Raw genomic sequence first — 18,968 nt, forward strand, 5'->3', positions numbered from 1 at the left:
GATTGTGGGTTCACCTGACCACGTTAGGGTTAGCTAATGGTTAACGACCGCCAGAGCCTCGATTTGACGACCTTTGCGCGCCCTTCGGGCGGCGAAGCGGTCGAATGGCGGATTTCCGACCGCGCGGTGCCCTACCTCGATTCGCTCGCCGCAATGGACGAGCGGGTAGTGAAGATCGCGACGGGCGCGGCCCCCGAACTGGTATGGCTGCTGGAGCACCCGCCGCTCTATACCTCCGGCACCAGCGGCAAGGCCGACGATTTGCTCGCGCCGCGCTTTCCGACCTTCCAGAGCGGCCGCGGCGGCCAGGTCACCTATCACGGCCCGGGCCAGCGCGTCGCCTATGTGATGCTCGACCTCAAGCGGCGCCGGCCCGATGTGCGCGCCTATGTCGCTTCGCTGGAGGAATGGATCATCCGCACGCTGGCCGCCTTCAACGTCCGCGGCGAGCGCCGCGAGGACCGCGTCGGGGTCTGGGTGCGGCGCCCGGACAAGGGACCGGGCCATGAGGACAAGATCGCCGCGATCGGCGTGCGCCTGCGCCGCTGGGTCTCGTTCCACGGCATCGCGATCAATGTCGAGCCTGATCTTGCGCACTTCCAGGCCATCGTGCCCTGCGGCGTGGTCGATCCGCGCTACGGCGTCACCTCGCTGCTCGATCTCGGATTGCCGGTCACGATGGCCGATGTCGATGTCGCGCTCCGGCAGGCCTTTTCCGAGGTGTTCGGCGACACCGCAGCGCGCCTGCCGGAAGCGATGTCATAGGCTTCACGCCGCCTTCTGCGGCGCGACCTCGAGCTTCCCGGCGATGTAGCGGCGCTCCTGGGTAAGGCCGCCGAAGCCGTAGGCGTCGCCCTTCACCTCGTCGACATGGGCGTAGCTCTCGGTATGCAGCGGCCCGAGCAATTCGCCCATCCGCTTGAACAGCGCCGCGAGATAGGCCGCCTTCTCGTCCTTGGTGTTAGTGCCCTCGGTGACGTGGATGTCGAGCCAGTAGCTTGCAAGCCCCTGCTCGGCGAGCGACTTGCCGCCTGCGAACCAGTCGCCGGCATCAGCCGACTTCACGATAACAGCGGTGACCTTCGGATCCTTGTGCAGAATCCGTGCGGTCAGGTCCGACACGGCGGCGGCGATGTCGGACTTCAGCGACGGCCTCTCGCGCGAGGTCGCGTAGGTGACGGTGATGAGCGGCATGATCGGTCTCCTTGAATCCGGTTGGCGCGGGTCAATTGCGCCTCCTCTAGCTAGACCTTCGCGCATCATCTTGGTATCTTATCTAGATTGATAGCAATGATAACAATCTTTGATCATGACCGCCACGCTCGATATCGACACCGTGCAGGCCTTCCTCCTCGTTGCCGAGCTGCAAGGCTTCACCCGCGCCGCCGAGGCGCTTGGCACCACGCAGGCGGCGATCAGCATGAAGTTGCAGCGGCTCGAAACGGTGCTGGGCAAGCGGCTGGTCGAGCGCTCGCCGCGCGCGGTGCGGCTGACCGCCGACGGCGCGGCCTTCCTGCAGCACGCCCGCGCGCTGATCGAGGTGCATGATCGCGCGCTGGCCGGCGAGAAACCGGCGCGGCAGCAACTCACGCTCGGGATCAGTGATCACGCCGCGGGCCCGGAGCTGGTACCGCTGCTGGAGCGGCTGCACGCGATGGCCTCCCAGCTTGCCCTCTCCGTGACCATCGGCTTCTCGCGCGAAATGCTCGACGCTTATGATGGCGGCGAGCTCGACGCCGTGATCGTGCGCCAGGAAGGCAGCCGGCGCGGCGGCGAGAAGCTGACCGAGGACGAATTCGGCTGGTTCGCCGCCAAACGCTTCGTCTGGCCGCGCGGCGATGCGCTGCCGCTCGCGACCCTGGCGCCGCCCTGCGGCGTGCGCGCCCTCGCCGTGCGCGCGCTTGACAAGGCCGGCATCGCCTTGACTGAAAGCTTCGTCGGCGGCGGCGTCACCGCGGTGGTGGCGGCCGCGCTTGCAGGGCTTGCCGTCGCGCCCCTCGTCCGCCGCATCGCGCCGCCGGGCCTGGTCGATATCGGCCCTGCCCACAAGCTGCCGCGGCTCGGCACGTCGAAGGTGATGCTGCATTCGAAAGTCAGCGATCCCGCCAAGCTCGCGGCACTCAGGACGCTGGCCGCGACGTTTCGGAGCGTGGCGTCTGCGGCATAGGTTGAACATCGCAGCCGTTCACATCGAGTCTTCGCCTGCCGCCAGTTCGCACATGACGAACCAGTAGGTCAGGCCGGCGACAAACCCGGCCACGACGAACAGGCAAACCAGTCCGGATGTCCAGACAGCCGGGGATCGTAGAAGGACAGTGATGCTCAACGCACCGATCGCCGCGCCTGCGCAAGCGAAAAATCCCGCGGCTCGGATATGGAACTCCTCGGTGAACCAGACGACGATCGCCGTGGGAATTGCTGTGAGCAGACAAGTGATGACGAAGATCGCGGCCGACGGAAGCAGCATCACGACGATGCCGTAGAGCAGCCGCGCGACATCGCCGTGCGACGTCATCATCACAATGGTCTGACCGACGGCGGAAATCACCGCAGTCGCCGCGCCACAGCCCGCAAGCCAACCTCCGAATGCACGGGAACAGGTGCTGCACATCGAGGCCTCCTCACAGGATCGCATCGAACGCGCTGCGCAAGGTTTCGTGTCGGAACACAAAGCCGTTGCTCAGCGCCTTGTTCGGCAGCACGCGCTGGCCGCCGAGCAAGAGCTCGTCGGCGAAATCGCCGCCAACGGCGCGGAGCAGCGCCGCCGGCACGCGGAAGATCGCCGGCCGGTGCAGACGGCGTCCGAGCTCCTCGGTGAATTTCATGTTGGTCACCGGGATCGGCGCGGTCGCGTTGACAGGACCGGCCAGTTCAGGTCTCGCAATCACATGCGCGATCAGGCGCACGAGGTCGTCGCGTTCGATCCACGACATCCACTGCTTGCCCGAGCCGAGCGGGCCGCCGAGGCCGAACTCGAACGGCGTCAGCATCCGCGTGATGAAGCCGCCATCGATGCCGACCACGAGACCGATGCGCAAATATGCCACGCGCACGCCGTGATCCGCGGCCGGCTTCGCCGCATTCTCCCAGGCCTCGCACAATTCGTGACTGAAGCAGGCGTGGGATTTCGCCGACTCCGTCAGCACCTGGTCCTGCCAGAGCCCGTACCAGCCGATCGCGGAGCCGCTCACGAGTACCGACGGCTTGCGTTCGAGGCGCGCGATCAGCTTGATCACGTCAGACGTCATGTCGATACGTGAGGCGATGATCTTGCGGCGCTTGGCCTCGGTCCAGAGGCCGTTGCCGATCGGCTCGCCCGCGAGATTGACGATGGCGTCGATCCCGTAGTCGGCGGGCAATTGGTCGAGGCTCGTGACCAGCGTCACCGGCGGCGGCAGCATGTCGGCCTTTGCCGGATTTCGGATCAACGCAATCACCTGATGGCCGGATGCGGTGAGGCTCGCGACCAGGCGGCTGCCGATGAAGCCGGTAGCGCCGGTGACCAGCACGGTCTGCCGCGCCGGCAATTTCTCGACCAGCGTCGCGGCCGGCACGCTGGCCAACCGTCCGAGGCGCCTCGTCGCGGCAAAGTCGCGCGCGCCGAACAGCGCGACGCCGAAGGCCGCAGCCGTCGCGAACAGACTTAACGGACCCGCATAGGCCGGCGCGACGGCGGTCGGCAGCATCGCCCAGCCGATCAGGACCGGCACCAGCAGCACGAGGATGGCGCCGTAATTGATCGCCAGCAGCGTGTGATTGATCCGCTCGCTCGGCGGCAGCTTTCGGCTCAGATCCTCCTCGACGAAATCCATCAAGGTGATGACGACCTCGACGACGAGGACGGCCATGATCGCGATCGCAAGGATGCCGTGCACTTGCAGCCAGCCGAGCACGAGGAACAGCAGCGCATAGAGCATGTTGCGCACGCTGTGCAGCTGCAGCTCGTGGCGCTGCGAGGGACGCCAGGCCAGCCGCTCGGTGAATTCGTGGTGATAGAACGTATCGAATGCGCCCATCGCAATCTGGATGGCGACAAGTGTCCAAAGCAGCGGCGTCATGGCGTGGCCTCCCTGAACACGGCGGACTGACGGATCAGCCTGCCGAAACGCGGGTGGATGATCTCCAGCGTGAAGCGGAAGTCACCGCAGCCGAGATCGGAATGGGTCACGGTGAGATCGCCCGGCGTGAGCCATTCGGGCAGCGGCAGGCGAAACGGGCCGAGTTGCAGCGAATAGCCGACGCTGCGAAACACCAGCGCCTCGTGCTCGACCGCGATCCGCAGCGCCATGCTGACGCCGAAGCCGACATATTCCTCGAGCCCGGTCGAACCGGCAAAGCGCTTGGCGGAATGAATCACCTGCGGGAAGCCGTCGCGGCGCGCGCAGATGCGGGTCCAGACCTGGCCGCCGCTTGCCGCGTCCTCGGTGACGGTGACGATCATCGGCACGCGCGTTTCGGTGCCGGTCGGGAACGGTCCGCCGATCAGCCGCGCGGCCTGCGCCAGCCACCAGCCGATGCGGCTGCACGCGGCTTCCTCGACCTCGCCGACATAGACGACGGTGTTGCCGTCCTCGAACCGTTTCGAGAAGCGCCGCCAGATCGCAACCGGCAGGCGGCCCCAATCCTCGTCCGACAACAATGCGCGGAAGCGATGGTCGTCGAGCAGCTTTGTATCGGAAGCCGGCGCTGTCTTTAAGGTGGATATCCTTGCTGACGCCATCGCACGCTCCCGTTACGCCGCCGCCTTTATTTGGCCCTGCCCGTGGGCAGGAAACTCACGATCTTCTCGCCGAGCTTGATCAACGCGACCAGGCGCGGCCGCGGCACGTTCAGCATCTGCGTGTACCAACGGTCGACCAGCTCGGTGAATGTCAGCATCTCCTTCAGCCGCTTGCTCGCGAGCGGGCTGATCGCGGGATCGTCGGCCGCGTCGGAGACGCAGGCGCGCAGCGCTGCGAGCGCGGGATCGATCTCGCGCTCCTTGCGTCCCGCCGCGATCCTGGCCGCGACCTCCCAGATGTCGGTCTCGGCCTCGAAGTGGTCGCGGCGATCGCCAAGGATCGGCACCCGCCGGATCAATCCCCAGGACAACAGCTCCTTGATCGAGTTGGAAACGTTGGAGCGCGCCATGCCGAGGGTGTCGGCGATGTCTTCCGCCGTCATCGGCGCTTCGGCAAGGTAGAGCAACCCGTGGATCTGGCTGACCGAACGGTTGACACCCCATTCGTCGCCCATGTCGCCCCAATGCAGGATGAAGCGCTCGACGACGGCGGGAAGTTTTTTCTTGGCGGATATTTCTGTCATGACAGAAATATCAGACGGTTCGGAGCAGAAGTCAAGGCTGGCCGTGCTGTCCACGACGGCGCACGAGACATGGCAGGTCTCCTGACCTATCCGGCGCCTCGGCGAATGCCGTGCATCGGAGGTGAGGAGTTTTCCTTTGTGGCCCCCGAGATCTTCGTCCAAGTTGATCCGGGTGGATGTTTTTGGGCCGTGCACCGGGTCGCCCGCGTCACGGCCGCAATGGAGATTGCGCATGCCAGCGTCCGACAAGGAGTTCGTTGGATCCATTCCAGAGCTTTACGACCGGCTCCTCGTGCCGATGATTTTCGAACCCTACGCACGCGATCTGGCGCAACGTGCCAAGGCTCTTGGCCCGCGCGACCTGCTTGAGACGGCAGCCGGCACCGGCGCCGTCACCCGCGCGCTGTCGTCCGCGCTCGGCGGCGACACCAGGATCGTGGCGACCGACCTGAATGAGCCGATGCTCGAACGAGCGAAGTCACAGATGCCGAGCGGGACCGCAATCACCTGGCGGCAGGCCGATGCACTGAACCTGCCGTTCGACAATGCGAGCTTCGACGTCGTCGCCTGCCAATTCGGCGCGATGTTCTTCCCCGACAAGCCCAAGGGTTATTCGGAGGCGCGCCGCGTGCTGAAGCCGGGCGGCCGTTTCCTGTTCAGCATGTGGGGTCGCATCGAAGACAACGAGTTTGCCGACGTGGTGACCCAGGCATTGGCGGAGGTCTTTCCGGCCGATCCGCCGCGCTTCCTGGCGCGCACGCCTTATGGCCACTACGCGGCCGACCCGATCCGGGCCGACCTTGCAGTTGCGGGCTTCAGCAAGATCGAAATCGACGACGTTCGGCTGCAAAGCCGGGCCAATGCGCCTCATGATCCTGCGATCGGCTTTTGCCAGGGATCACCGTTGCGTGGCGAGATCGAGGCGCGCGGCGGTATCGGCCTTGATGCGGCGACCGAGCATGCCGCATCGGCCGTTGCGCACCGCTTCGGCAACGGCGCGATCGAAGGCCGGATTCAGGCGCTGGTGATCTCAGCGGTCGCGTAACGACGCGCTTCAGATCGTGGGCAGGACCGAGAACCGCTCCCCTGCCCGGCGCTGGTTCAAAAGATCGGAATTGCCAGATCCGGCGTGCACGGCAGCGACGCGCGCCGAGAACGGACCGCGGCCACATGCCGTGATCATTTCAGTGACGACGTCGTCGGGACCGGCGAATACCGCCTCGACGCTACCGTCGCGGCGGTTGCGGACCCAGCCTTCGAGGCCGCGTGCGTTTGCCTGCTCGTCGACCCAGGCGCGATAGCCGACACCCTGGACGCGGCCGCTGATGGTGACGTGGCGGATCACGCCGCTCATTTCTTCAGACCGAGGAACTCGCCGCTGCGCGCCTTGGTCTCCGCCTCGCGCATGACTCGGCCGGTCAGTTCGGACGAGGCAATGCCCTTGAGGTTCTTCGGCGAGGTGCCTTCGCGCAGCGCCTTCAGCGTCTCGTAGACGGCCTGGGTTGCGGCCGCGAATGGCGCGTGGCCTTGCAGCGCGATCCTGACGCGCCGGCTTGCCAGATAGTCGAGCGCGGTCATCTCCTCCGGCGCGCCGCCGAGCACGATCGGCAGCGTCGTCGCGGCCGAGAGCGCCTCCAACTCGCCACGCGATTTGATGCCGGTGAAGAACAAGCCATCGACGCCGACCGCCTCATAGGCCCTGGCACGTGCGATCGCATCGTCGAGACCGGTGATCGAAACGGCACCGGTCCGGCCCAGGATGACGAGCGACGGATCGCTGCGGCCGTCAAGCGCCGCCTTCATCTTGCCGACGCCTTCCTCCAGCGAGATCAGCTGGGTCTTGGCCTGGCCGAACACCTGCGGCAGCAGCGTGTCCTCGATGGTGAGGCCGGCCGCGCCGGCGGCCTCCACCTCCTGGACCGTGCGGCGGACATTGAGCGCGTTGCCGTAACCGTGGTCGGCATCGACCAGCACCGGCAGCGTCGACGCACGCGACATGCGGCGTATCTGCTCGGCGAATTCGGTCAGCGTGATCAGCGCAATATCGGGATCGCCGAGCACGGCGAGCGACGCCACCGAGCCGCCGAACATGCCGAGCTCGAAGCCGAGATCCTCCGCAATCCGGATCGAGGTCGCGTCATAGACCGAGCCCGGGCGGATGCAGATCGATCCGGTGAGTATCGATCGCAGGGCTTCGCGGCGTTTGCGGAAGGCCATGATGTGTCTCCATCCACGTCATTGCGAGGAGCAAAGCGACGAAGCAATCCATCTCTCATCATATGAGGCTAGATGGATTGCTTCGCTGGCGCTCGCAATGACGGTGCTAAGCGAACTCCAGGATCAGCGCGTCGACCGAGAGCGTGGCGCCGGCGGCGGCGTGGATCTTCTTGACCGTGCCGTCACGCTCGGCGCGCAGCACGTTCTGCATCTTCATGGCTTCGACCACCGCCAGGGTCTCGCCGGCCTTGATCTCCTGCCCCTCGGTCACCGCGATCGACACCACGAGACCAGGCATCGGGCACAGCAACTTCTTGCCGGTGTCGGCGGCCGAGACCACCGGCATCAACCGCGCCGAGGTCGCCTCGGTCTCGGTGAAAACATAGACCGGGATCTCAAAACCCTGATGCGCGAGGCGGAAGCCGTTGTTGATCGCCCGCACCTGCACGGCGACGAAGTTGCCGTCGATGGTGCCCTGCCAAACCGGATCGCCCGGCACCCAGCCCGACACCAGATTGTGCGGATTGCCAGGGAGCCCGTCGGCGGCAATGAAGCGCACCGCGATGGCGTCACCCTCGCGGGCGACATCGAGCGCGATCTCGGCGCGGTCGAGCCACACCGCGCGGCGGCGCTCGCGCAGCACCACGCGGCCGCCCATCTGGCCGGAGATCTGCCGCTTGCGCTCGCCCAGCACGTGGTCGATGGCGGCGCCGACCGCAGCCAGCCGCCGCGCGAACTCGCCCTCGGGTGCGTGCGCCGAAAATCCCTTGGGGAACTCTTCCGCAATGAAGCCGGTCGACAGCCGGCCCTCGCGCCAGCGCGGATGGTTCATCAAGGCCGACAGGAACGGAATGTTGTGCCGGATGCCGTCGACATAGAAGGCGTCGAGCGCGGTCGCCTGCGCCTCGATCGCCGCGGCGCGCGACGGGGCGTGGGTGACGAGCTTGGCGATCATCGGATCGTAATGGATCGAAATCTCGCCGCCTTCCTGCACGCCGGTGTCGTTGCGGATCGTGATGCCGTCATGGCTGGCCTCGGCCGGCGGACGGTATTTCACCAGGCGCCCGATCGACGGCAGGAAGTTGCGGAACGGATCCTCGGCATAGACGCGGGATTCCACCGCCCAGCCGGTCAGCGTCACGTCCTTCTGCGCGATCGCGAGCTTCTCGCCGGCGGCGACGCGGATCATCTGCTCGACGAGATCGATGCCGGTGATCAATTCGGTGACGGGATGCTCGACCTGCAGGCGGGTGTTCATCTCCAGGAAGTAGAAGCTCTTGTCCTGGCCGGCGACGAATTCCACGGTGCCGGCCGAATCGTAGTTCACGGCCTTCGCCAGCGCGACGGCCTGCTCGCCCATCTTGCGGCGGGTGGTCTCGTCGAGCAGCGGCGACGGCGCCTCCTCGATGACCTTCTGGTTGCGGCGCTGGATCGAGCACTCGCGCTCGCCGAGATAGATCACATTGCCATGCTTGTCGCCGAGCACCTGGATCTCGATGTGCCGGGGATCGACGATGAATTTCTCGATGAAGACGCGGTCGTCGCCGAACGACGACTTCGCCTCGGCCTTGGCGAGGTTGAAGCCTTCGGCGACCTCCGCCTTCGAATGCGCGATGCGCATGCCCTTGCCGCCGCCGCCGGCGGAGGCCTTGATCATCACGGGGTAGCCGATCTCGTCGGCGATCTGGACGGCGTGCTTGTCGTCCTCGATGACCCCGAGATGACCCGGCACGGTCGAAACCTTCGCCTTCGCCGCGGCCTTCTTGGATTCGATCTTGTCGCCCATCGCGGCGATGGCGCCGGGGTTCGGACCGATGAAGACGATGCCGGCGGCTTCCAGCGCGCGCGGAAACGCCTCGCGCTCGGACAGGAAGCCGTAACCGGGATGCACCGCCTGCGCGCCGGTCTTGCGGCAGGCCTCGACGATCTTGTCGATCAAAAGATAGCTCTCGGCCGCGGCGGGCGGTCCGATCAGCACGGCCTCATCGGCCATCTCGACATGCAGCGCGTCGCGGTCGGCCTCGGAATAGACGGCGACCGTCTCAATCCCCATACGGCGCGCAGTCTTGATGACCCGGCAGGCGATCTCGCCGCGGTTGGCGATCAGGATTCGTTTGAACATGCTCTTCTTGCTTGGGCTTTTTCGGACTTCGAATTGTCCATTTGGCAGGATTCCTCCCCGCGCAATCTGGCACGGGCGATTGGGCGTAACCACTCCGTTGGTACAGCAAATTGCCCCGGAGGCAACGGTCTAATGCAGACCCTGCCCGCTGCCCGGCCAGTCCCTGGTCAGTCCTCGGCGGTAGCCCGATCGGTATTTCAGCCCGAATAGGTCTTGAAGCGGCCACGCGAATGAGCCTTCGCGACGGCCTTCATCAGCTCGCTGACCTCGTTCTCCAGGAATTCATTGGCCACGATCAGCGCCCGGATGGTGGCGCGCAAATTCCCGCCGCAGGCGGAAATGGCCTGATCGACAGCGGCTTCCGGCCCGTCATCGTCGTCAGATTCGGGCCGTGCAGACATCATGGGGTATCCGGGATTCAGGTGGTGCATCATGTTCCTATTTTGTTCTCATCAAGTCAATTGGATCTTTGATCGGGCGCGGCCTCTTGGGCCGTCTTTCTCTTCCGCCGCCAGCGCGCGAGGCATTGCAGGCTCCAAATGCCGGTGATGATTTCGGCGGAGGACGTTGATAACGAAACTCGCCCATGCGCATCCCTTCAATGGCAATGTCCGGCCGTTCTGCGCCACGGAATGCCGATCGGGATGTGACGGTTCGCACGCCCCGCTCGCGAACAGTCCTTGGTTGGATCGTACCGGCTTGTGCTAGAAGTTCGGCTGCCCGCCAAAGATCTGAAGTTGAGAAAATGCGGTTTCGAAATCCGGTCGCCACGACGCTTCTCCTGGCCTTCCTGTCTGCAACCACCAGCCCGACTGCAACCGCAGGCCCCACGGCCACTGCGGTCATCAAGGACGCCGGCACCGTTCAGCTCGGCAACACGACCTATCGGCTCGACGGCATCGACGCGCCGGCGGTCGATCAGCTCTGCATCGACGAGCACGCCGACGCCTGGACTTGCGGGATCGAGGCGCGCGACCAGCTGACCAGGCTGATCGGCGGCAAGCCAATTCATTGCGACGATATCGGCGTCGATCCGACCTTCAAGAAGCGCCGCCTCGGCGTCTGCAAGATCGAGGGCGACCCGACCAGCCTCAGCCAGGTGCTGGTCCAGAAGGGCTATGCTCTCAATGTCGAGGGGTCGGCCACTGGCCGATTCAAGCCGGATGAAGCCACCGCCAAGGACAATCGCGCCGGGCTCTGGAAGGGCTGCTTCGTGGCGCCGCGCGATTTTCGTACGGCCAGGAAGGATGGCGCCCTGCTCGGCAACGCCTGCCCCGCCGACCGTGACACGCAGATCCGCAATGTGCTCTTCCCCGACGACCTGCCGATGCCGGCCAGCTGCAACATCAAGGGCAAATACGCCGTGCGCGCCCGCGTCACCGGCAATGTCGGCATCTACCACCTGCAGGCGTGCCGCAGTTACCCGGGCCTCGGCAATCCGGATCGCTGGTTCTGCTCCGAGGAAGATGCACAGGCCGCCGGGTTCCGCCGGGCCTATAATTGCCGGCCGCCCAAGAGCAAATGAAGAGCTCGTGGATTGCATCGTCATTCCGGGGCGCGAAGCGAACCCGGAATCTCGAGATTCCGGGTTCGACGCTTCGCATCGCCCCGGAATGACTCAGCCTAACGATTGCCGTAAATCAAGCTGGCAAAGCCGCCGCGTCCTGTGTGAGACTGCACCGAGAGGTTGCCGGCGCGTATGACCCCATCCGATCCCGCTGATGTGCTTCCCGAAGCTGCGGCAGCCGAACGGCTGCGGCAGCATCTTGAGGAGATCGCGCGCGAACGCGATCGCGCCCATCGCGAGCTCCAGGAGCGCGAAGCGGAGCTGGCGCGGATCCAGCGCATCGCGCGGGTCGGCGGACTCGAGATCGATTTCCGCGACGGCGTGCGCAACCGCCGCTCTCCCGAATATCTCCTGGTGCATGGGCTGCCGCCCGAAGAGATCAACGAGACCTATGAGAACTGGGTCGCGCGCATCCACCCCGAGGATCGCGAGCGCACGATCCGGCACCTGTTCGGCGTGCTCAAGGCCGGCGGCGAAGACTACACGGCCGAATACCGCATCATCCGCCCGAACGACGGCGACAGCCGCTGGATCCGCGTCGTCGCCAAGATCGAGCGCGACCGCAGCGGCCGTGCGCTGCGGCTGGTCGGCGCCGATCTCGACGTCACCGATCAGATGCTGGCACAGGAGACCCTGCGCGAGAGCGAAGAGCGCTTCCGCCTGATCGCCGACAGCGCGCCGGTGCCGATCTGGGTGACCAAGCTCGACCGCACCCGCTCCTTTGCCAACCAGGCCTATCTCGACTTCCTTGGACTGCCGTTCGAGGAAGCGATCGTGTTCGACTGGCGCAAGGCGCTGCATCCGGATGACCTGCCGCAAATCCTGCAGGAGCAGATCACCGGCGAGCTCTCGCTGAAGCCATTCGTGCTCGAGGCCCGCTATCGGAACGCCGCAGGCGATTGGCGCTGGCTGCGCTCGGAATCGCAGCCGCGCTGGGACCCGAACGGCAAGCACATCGGCTTCATCGGCGTCGCCCACGACATCACGGCGGCCAAGGAAGCCGAGATCGAGCTGCGCAAGCTCAACGAGTCGCTTGAGCGGCGCATCCTGGAGCGCACCGCGCAGCTCGAATCCCGTGAAGCGCAGACGCGCGCGATCCTGGAAACCAGCCATCAATACCAGATGCTGCTCAACCGCGATGGCGGCTTGCTCTATACCAACCAGACGGCGCTGGCCGGCATCTGTACCGATGCCGCCGACGTCGTCGGCAAACCGTTCTGGGACACGCCGTGGTTCGCCGCGACCGAGGGCATGCCGCGCGTGATCCAGAATGCCTTCGCGACCGTGATGCGCGGCGAGGAAGTCAAGATCGAGATGCAGCTGCGCCTGCCGATCGGCGAGCGCTATTTCGATTTCGCGATGCGGCCGCTGCAGGACCAGCACGGCACCATCGTCGGCGCCGTTCCGGAGGCCGTCGATATCACCGAACGGCGCCGCGGCGAGGAAGCCCTGCGGCAATCGCAGAAGATGGAAGCCGTCGGCCAACTCACCGGCGGCGTCGCGCACGATTTCAACAACCTGCTCACCATCATCCGCTCCGCGACCGACTTCCTGCGCCGCCGCGATCTGCCGGATGACCGGCGCCGCCGCTATATCGATGCGATCTCCGAGACCGTGGAGCGGGCCTCCAAGCTCACCGCCCAGCTATTGGCATTTGCGCGCAGGCAACCGCTCAATCCGGAAGTGTTCAATGTCGGCACGCAGGTCGACAGCGTGACGCAGCTGATCCGCCCGCTGGTCGGCGCGCGGATCCACATCGAGGTCAGGATCGAGGATCCCGACTGCTTTGCGATCGCCGACATCGGCCAGTTCGAGACCGCGCTACTCAATCTCGCGGTCAACGCCCGCGATGCCATGAGCGGCGAAGGCCAGCTGACGATCGGCGTCCGGAAGGTCAAGAATATCCCTGCCCTGCGCGCCCAGGCCTCGCGCAGCGGCGATTTCGTCACGGTCTCGATCCAGGACACCGGCACCGGCATCTCGCCGGAAAATCTTGACGCGATCTTCGAGCCATTCTTCACGACCAAGGAGGTCGGCAAGGGAACGGGTCTCGGATTGAGCCAGGCCTTCGGCTTCGTCAAGCAATCCGATGGAGACATCGAGGTCACCTCTACGCCCGGGCACGGTGCGACCTTCACCATCTATCTGCCGCACGCGATGCGCCCGGCGGACGCCAAGGTCGCCGCCAGCGCGGGCACCGAGCAGGCTTCGATCGGCCGCGGCTATCGCGTCCTCGTGGTGGAGGACAACGACGATGTCGGCCAGTTCTCCACCGAGCTGCTCGAGGATCTCGGCTATTCGGTCAAGCGCGCGGCCAATGCCAATGCCGCGCTCTCGATCCTCTCGGAGAACGAGTTCGCCGCCGACTTGGTGTTCTCCGACGTGATCATGCCGGGCATGAACGGCGTCGAGCTCGCCGGAATCATCCGCGATCGCTTTCCTGGACTGCCGGTGGTGCTGACCAGCGGCTACAGCAACGTGCTCGCCGAGAACGCGCACAGCGGCTTCGAGCTGATCCAGAAACCCTATTCGGTCGAGGCGCTGTCACGGACGCTCCGCAAGGCGATCGCCGAACAGCGGGCGACTGCTTCCAGGCCCTGATCCTGCCGCCGGCCGCGCTCTACTGGATCACGACATGGGCGACGCCGAGCTGAAGGATGCCGAGCGCGCGGGCCGCCGTGGTCGACACATCGATGATCCGTCCACGAACGAACGGGCCCCGGTCGTTGACGCGGCACCGGATCGATTTTCCCAGATACGAGACGGTGATCATGCTGCCGAATGGCCGCTTGCGATGCGCGCAGGTCATCTCGCCACTCCTGCCGATGCCACGATAATAGGACGCAAGGCCACTCTCTGCGTTTGCCATGCACGAGGCAAACAGCAGCATGGCCGCGGACGTTGCTGCGGTTTTCATTGATCGCCTGCCGGTCGAGCCCCGCAAGGGAACGCGGTTCCACGGGTTCGGTTCCGCGCCTCGGCGTAGGCAGGTCGATTTTTAGGAACTTTTCGGAGGAAAGCGTCAGGCGGTCGCGGCTGGATCGATCAGGGCAATGCCGAGCTCGGGCCGCTTCCGCCGGCGAAGCCTGGCAGGGGCTTCGGTGACCACAACCTCCAGTGTCGGCCGAACGATGCCGGCAAGCAGATGGCCGCCACGCGTCGATCCATCCGACAGTCCGAGCACGATGTGAATATGCAGGCTGGCCTTGCCGTCGTCGCCGGTCGCGATATCGCCGATCGCGCACAGCACCTCGCATTGCTCGTTGATCTCGATCTTCCGATAGCTCTTGGATGCGAAATCGAACCAGCCGACGGTTGCCCGCTCGAACGCGCCGATCGCGGTGAGCGATGCCGCCGTCACCTTGGCATCATTGGCAAACTTCGTCAGCGCGCCGAACGCTTCCTCGCCGCTATCGAGCACGACGACGTGAACCTGCGCGCTGGGCGCATCGGACACGAGCTTGCTTTTCATGGACCGCCTCGCCTCTCAAGAGCTTCCACTCTCAATCGGAGACGGCGACGATTGTTCCTGACGGACCGGATCGACAGGCGCTCAGGCGGCGACGCAATCGGCCGCGAGCAGCGTCCGCAGGTCCCGCGCAGGAACCGGCCTGCTGAACAGGTAGCCCTGCATCTGCGTGCAGCCGAGCATCTGCACGGTGTCGCGCTGCTGATCGGTCTCGACGCCCTCGGCAGTGGTGATCATGTTGCGGTCGGCTGCGATCGAAACCACGGCGCGGATGATCGAGGCCGAGCCACTGTTGCGGGTCACTTCCTTGACGAAGCTGCGGTCGATCTTGATCTTGTCGAACGGGAAGCGTTGCAGATATTGCAGCGACGAGTATCCGGTGCCGAAATCGTCGAGCGCGATGTGGACACCGAGCGCGCGGAGCTGGCCGAGCGTGACCAGCGCCGCATCGTCGTCGGCGATCAGCACCGCCTCGGTGATCTCGAGCTCGAGCCGGCGCGGATCGAGCCCGCTCTCGGCAAGTGCATTCGCAACCTTCAGCGCCAGCGTCTCCGACTTGAACTGGATCGGCGAGACGTTGACCGCGACGCGCACATGCGCCGGCCAGGCTGCCGCCTCGGTGCAGGCGGTGCGCAGCACCCACTGCCCGATCTCCTCGATCAGCCCGGTCTCCTCGGCAACCGGTATGAACTCGGCCGGCGAGATCATGCCGCGCACGGGATGCCGCCAGCGGAGCAACGCCTCGCAGCCGGTCACCTCGTCGCTGCGCAGGTCGACCAGCGGCTGGTAGTGCAGCTCGAAGCCGCCCTCGGCCAGCGCGATACGCAAATCGGCCTCCAGCGCGCGGCGCAGATTAGCTTGCGCCTCCATCGCCGGATCGAAGAAGCGATGGGTCCTGCGGCCCGCCGCCTTGGCGGCGTACATCGCAAGGTCGGCACATTTGAGGAGGCGAAACAGATCGGAGCCGTGACGCGGGGCGATCGCAATGCCGATGCTGGCGTCGCTCGACAAATGATGGCCGAGGCAGTCGAACGGCGTGCGCAGCGACTGATAGATGCGTGCGACCAGGTCGCCGACGTCGTCGTCCGAAGTGATGTCGTGCTGGACGATCGCGAACTCGTCGCCGCCGAGCCGCGCGATGAAGTCGTTCGACCCGACCGACTGGCGCAACTTCTCGGCGACGCGCCGCAGAAACTCATCGCCGATCAGATGGCCCAGCGTGTCGTTGATCCGCTTGAACTCGTCGATATCGATGTAATGGATGGCGAACTCGCGCGTGGCGGCCTCGAGCAGCAGCCCCTCCGCGTGGCGCTGGAACAGCGTCCGGTTCGGCAGATTGGTCAGCGCATCGTAATGCGCGAGATACTCGATCCGCGCTTGCGCACGCCGCCCATCGGTGACGTCTTCTAGCGTGGTGGCCCAGCCGCCGTCGGGCGCACGCTTGTAGATCAGGCGGATGCTGCGACCGTCCGGCGTCGTGATCACGGAATCCCGGACCTCATCACCCCTGGGACTGGTGAAGCGGGCACAGTACTCGTCGACGTCGCCGACAAACGAGCCGATCGCCTGGCGATGCAGGATCAAGTCGCGCAGATGGCAGCCCGGCCTCGCGACATCAGGCGAGAGGCCGAACATGTCGATATATTGCTGGTTGCAGATCACCAGCCGCGCCGAGGCGTCGAACAGCAGCAGCCCCTGCGTCATGGTGTTGATGGCGGTGTCGAGGTGCTGGCTCTTCTCGGACAGCCTGCGGCTTGCCGCATCGTGCTGCCGCTGCAGCTGGCGGACGATCAGGAAGACCGCGAAGCTGATGATCAGTACCGCCAACACGGCTGCGCAAAATTGCAGTTTGGTCTGAATGCGCCAGTCCTCCAGCGCGCTCGATGTTTTCGTGGTAGCGAGGATCAGGATTGGAAAATGCGACAGCGATCTGACCGCACCGACGTTCTCCTCGCCTGAAGCGCCAACGAACCGTCCCGAGGTGTTGCCGCCAAAGCTGATGACCTTCTGAAACACCGGCAGATTGATGATGTTGCGACCGATCACGCCGGCATCCTGCGGATAGCGTGCGATGATGGTGCCGTCGCGGTGGATCATCGAAATCACGGTGTCGCCGCTCAGCGCCAGCGAGGCGACGAAATCCTCGAAATGGCTTGGCTCGACGCCGCGGCTCGCGAAGCCGATGATCTCGCCGTTGCGCCCGGTGATCTTGCGCGCAAAGATCGTGGTCCAGTTGCCGGTCACCTTGCTCATTGCGGGCTCGACGATGACAGGAGACGTTGGCCGTCCCGAAGTGAACTCCTGGAAATAGCGCCGGTCCGCAGCGCTGATGTCGGGCACCGGCCACATCTCGGATGAGTTGATCAGCCATCCCTTGGCGTTGAACAGATTGAGCCCGCCGACATGCGGCAGCGCCGCCAGCCGCGTGCGCAGCATCTCGTGCGCGCTCAGGAGTGACATGTTCTTTTCGAACTGATCGGCGGTCTCGACCTGCTCGGCCCGCAGGTAATTCATGATGTCGTCGTGGACATGCTGGAGATCTGTAAGCTGCTGATCGAAATGCCGCGACAGCAGCAGCGCAGTGTTGTTGAGCTCGCGCTCGGACATCTCCAGCGCGCGCTCGCGAAACTGCAGCGCGAGATAGCCGGTGCCAAGCGTGATGGCGAGCACCAGCAGCGCGGCGCTCAAGACGAGCCACTGGATCGCGCCCATCCTGCTGGCGCGCAACACACCCTTGATCGACAGCCGCCGGTATTCCGGCACGCTGCTCGTTGAGACAACCGACATTTTCCTGCCCCTGTGGATGCCCTTGTACGGGAACACAACCCAAGGGGTGGTTAGGAAAATCAGTTATCGGACGGTTAAGGCCAACGTGGACTCGCGCAGAGCCGGCCACTCGGCCGCTCCATACTCACGAGCTGCCGCAAGCCGAAGCCTCGGGCGGCGCGGCCTCGGGCTGTGGGGCGCAACACGCGCTCTGTTTGTCTTCCTGCTTCTCGTGCGCGACACGCGCGGTCCGCTCGCCGGTGCCGTCGCCATAGACGATGCTCTCACCGGTCGTGTGGAACGTCTCCCAGGCGATCCCCGCGGGATCGTCGATCCACGACTTCTCGGACTTGGCATAACAGCACACCGTTTGGCCCTGCTCGATGACCTCGCCGCCGGCCTTGCGCAGCCGTCCGTACACCTCGCCGAGCTCTTCAGCGCTCTCGACCTGAATGCCGAGATGGTCGAGGCCCGGTTCGCGGCGTCGGCTCGAGATCGCGAAGTTGACGCGGGGATCGTCGAGCATCCATTTGGCATAGTCTGATTTCACGACCGTCGGCTCGGCCCCGAACAGCGCCGAGTAGAAGCCGACCGATTGCGGGATGTCCTTGACGGCGACGTGAACATGCATGCGCTTCATGGTGCAGTCCCTTTAGGTTAGGGCGGCGACGCTGGATGGATATTCCATCCCAAGCATGATCAGATATCAACAGCGTTACAACAGGAGTTCTGCTGCGGAATGGATGCGCTGACGCTGTTCGGATTATTCGCCGTGACCATGATGCTCGTCTGCTATGCGGCCGAAGATCGCAGCCCCTGGTTCATCCTGGCCTTCGCTGTCTCCTGCGCGCTCGGCTCGGCCTACGGTTTCCTGCAGGGCGCCTGGCCGTTCGGCCTCGTCGAAGCGATCTGGGCGGTCGCCGCGGCGCGCCGATGGCTGCTGCGCCGAACCGCAGACCGCGCGTAACGTTATAGTATCCGCGGCCAATCTGTCGCGGACCGGAACTTGAATGCGCGCGGGCACGGCGCTAAGTAGGCCCCATGGACGCTTCGCGCACCATGATTCAGTCTTCTCCTCACGCAACGGGATCGCGCCGCTGGCGCAGCCTGCTTGCGGGACTGATTTCGCTTGCGCTGGTGCTGTCGTTCTTCCACGGCTGGACCTCCGACGGCGATGCCGACGCGGCTCCCGGCTTCTCGATCGCGCAGTCGATCAACGACGCCGGCGGCAAGGCTCCGGCGCATCCCGCCTCGCCTCACAGCGACCATTGCCTGACGCACGTCGCCTCCGTGGCTCCGCAGGAGGCCGCGTTCCCGATCGCCTATGCGCCGCACAGCTACGGCGACACCAGCATCGGGCTGCCGGCTTCGGCCGAACGCCTCTCTCCCTTCAAGCCACCCCGCGCCTGATCCGGTCGACGTGACCGGCCGTGCGCTGCTGCCATTCGGCAGCGCGCACCCTTCCGCACAGATCGATGTCGCGACAGCGCAGGGCCATCGGCCTGCGCTGCGGAGAGGCGCAT

20 protein-coding genes are annotated in these 18,968 nt (G+C 65.2%); 7 read left to right on the top strand and 13 right to left on the bottom strand.

Going from position 1 to position 18,968, the window contains the following annotated elements; translation table 11 throughout:
* Window positions 1–36: 36 nt before the first annotated feature.
* Window positions 37–765, top strand: a complete 729-nt coding sequence (gene lipB / locus ACVMIH_RS10190) for a lipoyl(octanoyl) transferase LipB (RefSeq protein WP_456861563.1) — start codon at window positions 37–39, stop codon at window positions 763–765.
* Window positions 766–768: 3 nt separating this feature from the next.
* On the opposite strand, the gene ACVMIH_RS10195 is transcribed toward lipB, so the two are convergent.
* Window positions 769–1,194: a tautomerase family protein gene (locus ACVMIH_RS10195; RefSeq protein WP_168857472.1), complete on the bottom strand. Its 426-nt coding sequence runs from the start codon at window positions 1,192–1,194 to the stop codon at window positions 769–771.
* A 115-nt stretch (window positions 1,195–1,309) separates the two neighbouring features.
* On the opposite strand from ACVMIH_RS10195, the gene ACVMIH_RS10200 reads away from it, so the two are divergent.
* Window positions 1,310–2,167, top strand: a complete 858-nt coding sequence (locus ACVMIH_RS10200) for a LysR family transcriptional regulator (RefSeq protein WP_456861565.1) — start codon at window positions 1,310–1,312, stop codon at window positions 2,165–2,167.
* A gap of 18 nt (window positions 2,168–2,185) precedes the next feature.
* Here ACVMIH_RS10200 and ACVMIH_RS10205 read toward each other — a convergent pair whose 3' ends face one another.
* The 4 genes from ACVMIH_RS10205 to ACVMIH_RS10220 form a co-directional block, all read right to left on the bottom strand.
* Window positions 2,186–2,548: a hypothetical protein gene (locus ACVMIH_RS10205; protein WP_143271108.1), complete on the bottom strand. Its 363-nt coding sequence runs from the start codon at window positions 2,546–2,548 to the stop codon at window positions 2,186–2,188.
* A gap of 73 nt (window positions 2,549–2,621) precedes the next feature.
* The gene (locus ACVMIH_RS10210; RefSeq protein WP_456861567.1) at window positions 2,622–4,058 is read right to left on the bottom strand and encodes a TIGR01777 family oxidoreductase; all 1,437 of its coding nucleotides are present in this window, start codon (window positions 4,056–4,058) and stop codon (window positions 2,622–2,624) included.
* Entirely contained in the window at window positions 4,055–4,720 is a 666-nt protein-coding gene (locus ACVMIH_RS10215; protein WP_028336452.1) for a DUF4166 domain-containing protein, read from the bottom strand. Before ACVMIH_RS10215 ends, ACVMIH_RS10210 begins: the two co-directional genes overlap by 4 nt.
* A 26-nt stretch (window positions 4,721–4,746) precedes the next feature.
* Window positions 4,747–5,304: a GbsR/MarR family transcriptional regulator gene (locus ACVMIH_RS10220; protein WP_456785139.1), complete on the bottom strand. Its 558-nt coding sequence runs from the start codon at window positions 5,302–5,304 to the stop codon at window positions 4,747–4,749.
* A gap of 232 nt (window positions 5,305–5,536) precedes the next feature.
* Here ACVMIH_RS10220 and ACVMIH_RS10225 point away from each other — a divergent pair, with 232 nt between their 5' ends.
* Window positions 5,537–6,349 carry a class I SAM-dependent methyltransferase gene (locus tag ACVMIH_RS10225; protein WP_456861569.1) on the top strand — a complete coding sequence of 271 codons (813 nt, stop codon included), beginning with the start codon at window positions 5,537–5,539 and terminating at the stop codon, window positions 6,347–6,349.
* Between the two features lie 9 nt (window positions 6,350–6,358).
* Here ACVMIH_RS10225 and ACVMIH_RS10230 read toward each other — a convergent pair whose 3' ends face one another.
* From ACVMIH_RS10230 to ACVMIH_RS10245, 4 genes are all read right to left on the bottom strand, one after another.
* Window positions 6,359–6,658, bottom strand: a complete 300-nt coding sequence (locus ACVMIH_RS10230) for an acylphosphatase (RefSeq protein ID WP_253590005.1) — start codon at window positions 6,656–6,658, stop codon at window positions 6,359–6,361.
* The gene (locus ACVMIH_RS10235) at window positions 6,655–7,521 is read right to left on the bottom strand and encodes an isocitrate lyase/PEP mutase family protein (RefSeq protein WP_253623764.1); all 867 of its coding nucleotides are present in this window, start codon (window positions 7,519–7,521) and stop codon (window positions 6,655–6,657) included. The genes ACVMIH_RS10230 and ACVMIH_RS10235 overlap by 4 nt, the downstream gene beginning before the upstream one ends.
* A 106-nt stretch (window positions 7,522–7,627) precedes the next feature.
* On the bottom strand, window positions 7,628–9,643 hold the full coding sequence (locus ACVMIH_RS10240) for an acetyl-CoA carboxylase biotin carboxylase subunit (protein WP_076831235.1): 2,016 nt from the start codon (window positions 9,641–9,643) through the stop codon (window positions 7,628–7,630).
* Between the two features lie 197 nt (window positions 9,644–9,840).
* The gene (locus tag ACVMIH_RS10245; protein WP_316399113.1) at window positions 9,841–10,047 is read right to left on the bottom strand and encodes a hypothetical protein; all 207 of its coding nucleotides are present in this window, start codon (window positions 10,045–10,047) and stop codon (window positions 9,841–9,843) included.
* A 341-nt stretch (window positions 10,048–10,388) separates the two neighbouring features.
* On the opposite strand from ACVMIH_RS10245, the gene ACVMIH_RS10250 reads away from it, so the two are divergent.
* Both ACVMIH_RS10250 and ACVMIH_RS10255 read left to right on the top strand, forming a co-directional pair.
* A complete protein-coding gene (locus ACVMIH_RS10250) occupies window positions 10,389–11,168 on the top strand; it encodes a thermonuclease family protein (RefSeq protein WP_076831238.1) in 780 nt (259 codons plus the stop codon).
* 174 nt (window positions 11,169–11,342) lie between these two features.
* Window positions 11,343–13,811 (top strand): PAS domain-containing protein, encoded by a 2,469-nt coding sequence (locus ACVMIH_RS10255; RefSeq protein ID WP_456861572.1) that lies wholly within the window; start codon window positions 11,343–11,345, stop codon window positions 13,809–13,811.
* Between the two features lie 19 nt (window positions 13,812–13,830).
* Here ACVMIH_RS10255 and ACVMIH_RS10260 read toward each other — a convergent pair whose 3' ends face one another.
* The 4 genes from ACVMIH_RS10260 to ACVMIH_RS10275 form a co-directional block, all read right to left on the bottom strand.
* Window positions 13,831–14,127, bottom strand: coding sequence for a septal ring lytic transglycosylase RlpA family protein (locus ACVMIH_RS10260; RefSeq protein WP_016840471.1), 297 nt, complete (start codon window positions 14,125–14,127; stop codon window positions 13,831–13,833).
* 105 nt (window positions 14,128–14,232) lie between these two features.
* On the bottom strand, window positions 14,233–14,682 hold the full coding sequence (locus tag ACVMIH_RS10265; RefSeq protein ID WP_057017046.1) for a PPC domain-containing DNA-binding protein: 450 nt from the start codon (window positions 14,680–14,682) through the stop codon (window positions 14,233–14,235).
* Window positions 14,683–14,763: 81 nt separating this feature from the next.
* Window positions 14,764–17,466 (bottom strand): bifunctional diguanylate cyclase/phosphodiesterase, encoded by a 2,703-nt coding sequence (locus ACVMIH_RS10270; protein WP_456861573.1) that lies wholly within the window; start codon window positions 17,464–17,466, stop codon window positions 14,764–14,766.
* Between the two features lie 124 nt (window positions 17,467–17,590).
* On the bottom strand, window positions 17,591–18,085 hold the full coding sequence (locus ACVMIH_RS10275) for an ArsI/CadI family heavy metal resistance metalloenzyme (RefSeq protein ID WP_456861575.1): 495 nt from the start codon (window positions 18,083–18,085) through the stop codon (window positions 17,591–17,593).
* A gap of 99 nt (window positions 18,086–18,184) precedes the next feature.
* Here ACVMIH_RS10275 and ACVMIH_RS10280 point away from each other — a divergent pair, with 99 nt between their 5' ends.
* Window positions 18,185–18,412: a hypothetical protein gene (locus ACVMIH_RS10280; RefSeq protein ID WP_456861577.1), complete on the top strand. Its 228-nt coding sequence runs from the start codon at window positions 18,185–18,187 to the stop codon at window positions 18,410–18,412.
* A 92-nt stretch (window positions 18,413–18,504) separates the two neighbouring features.
* On the top strand, window positions 18,505–18,855 hold the full coding sequence (locus ACVMIH_RS10285) for a hypothetical protein (protein WP_156436187.1): 351 nt from the start codon (window positions 18,505–18,507) through the stop codon (window positions 18,853–18,855).
* Window positions 18,856–18,968 lie beyond the last annotated feature (113 nt).

This window comes from Bradyrhizobium sp. USDA 4503, assembly GCF_054055815.1.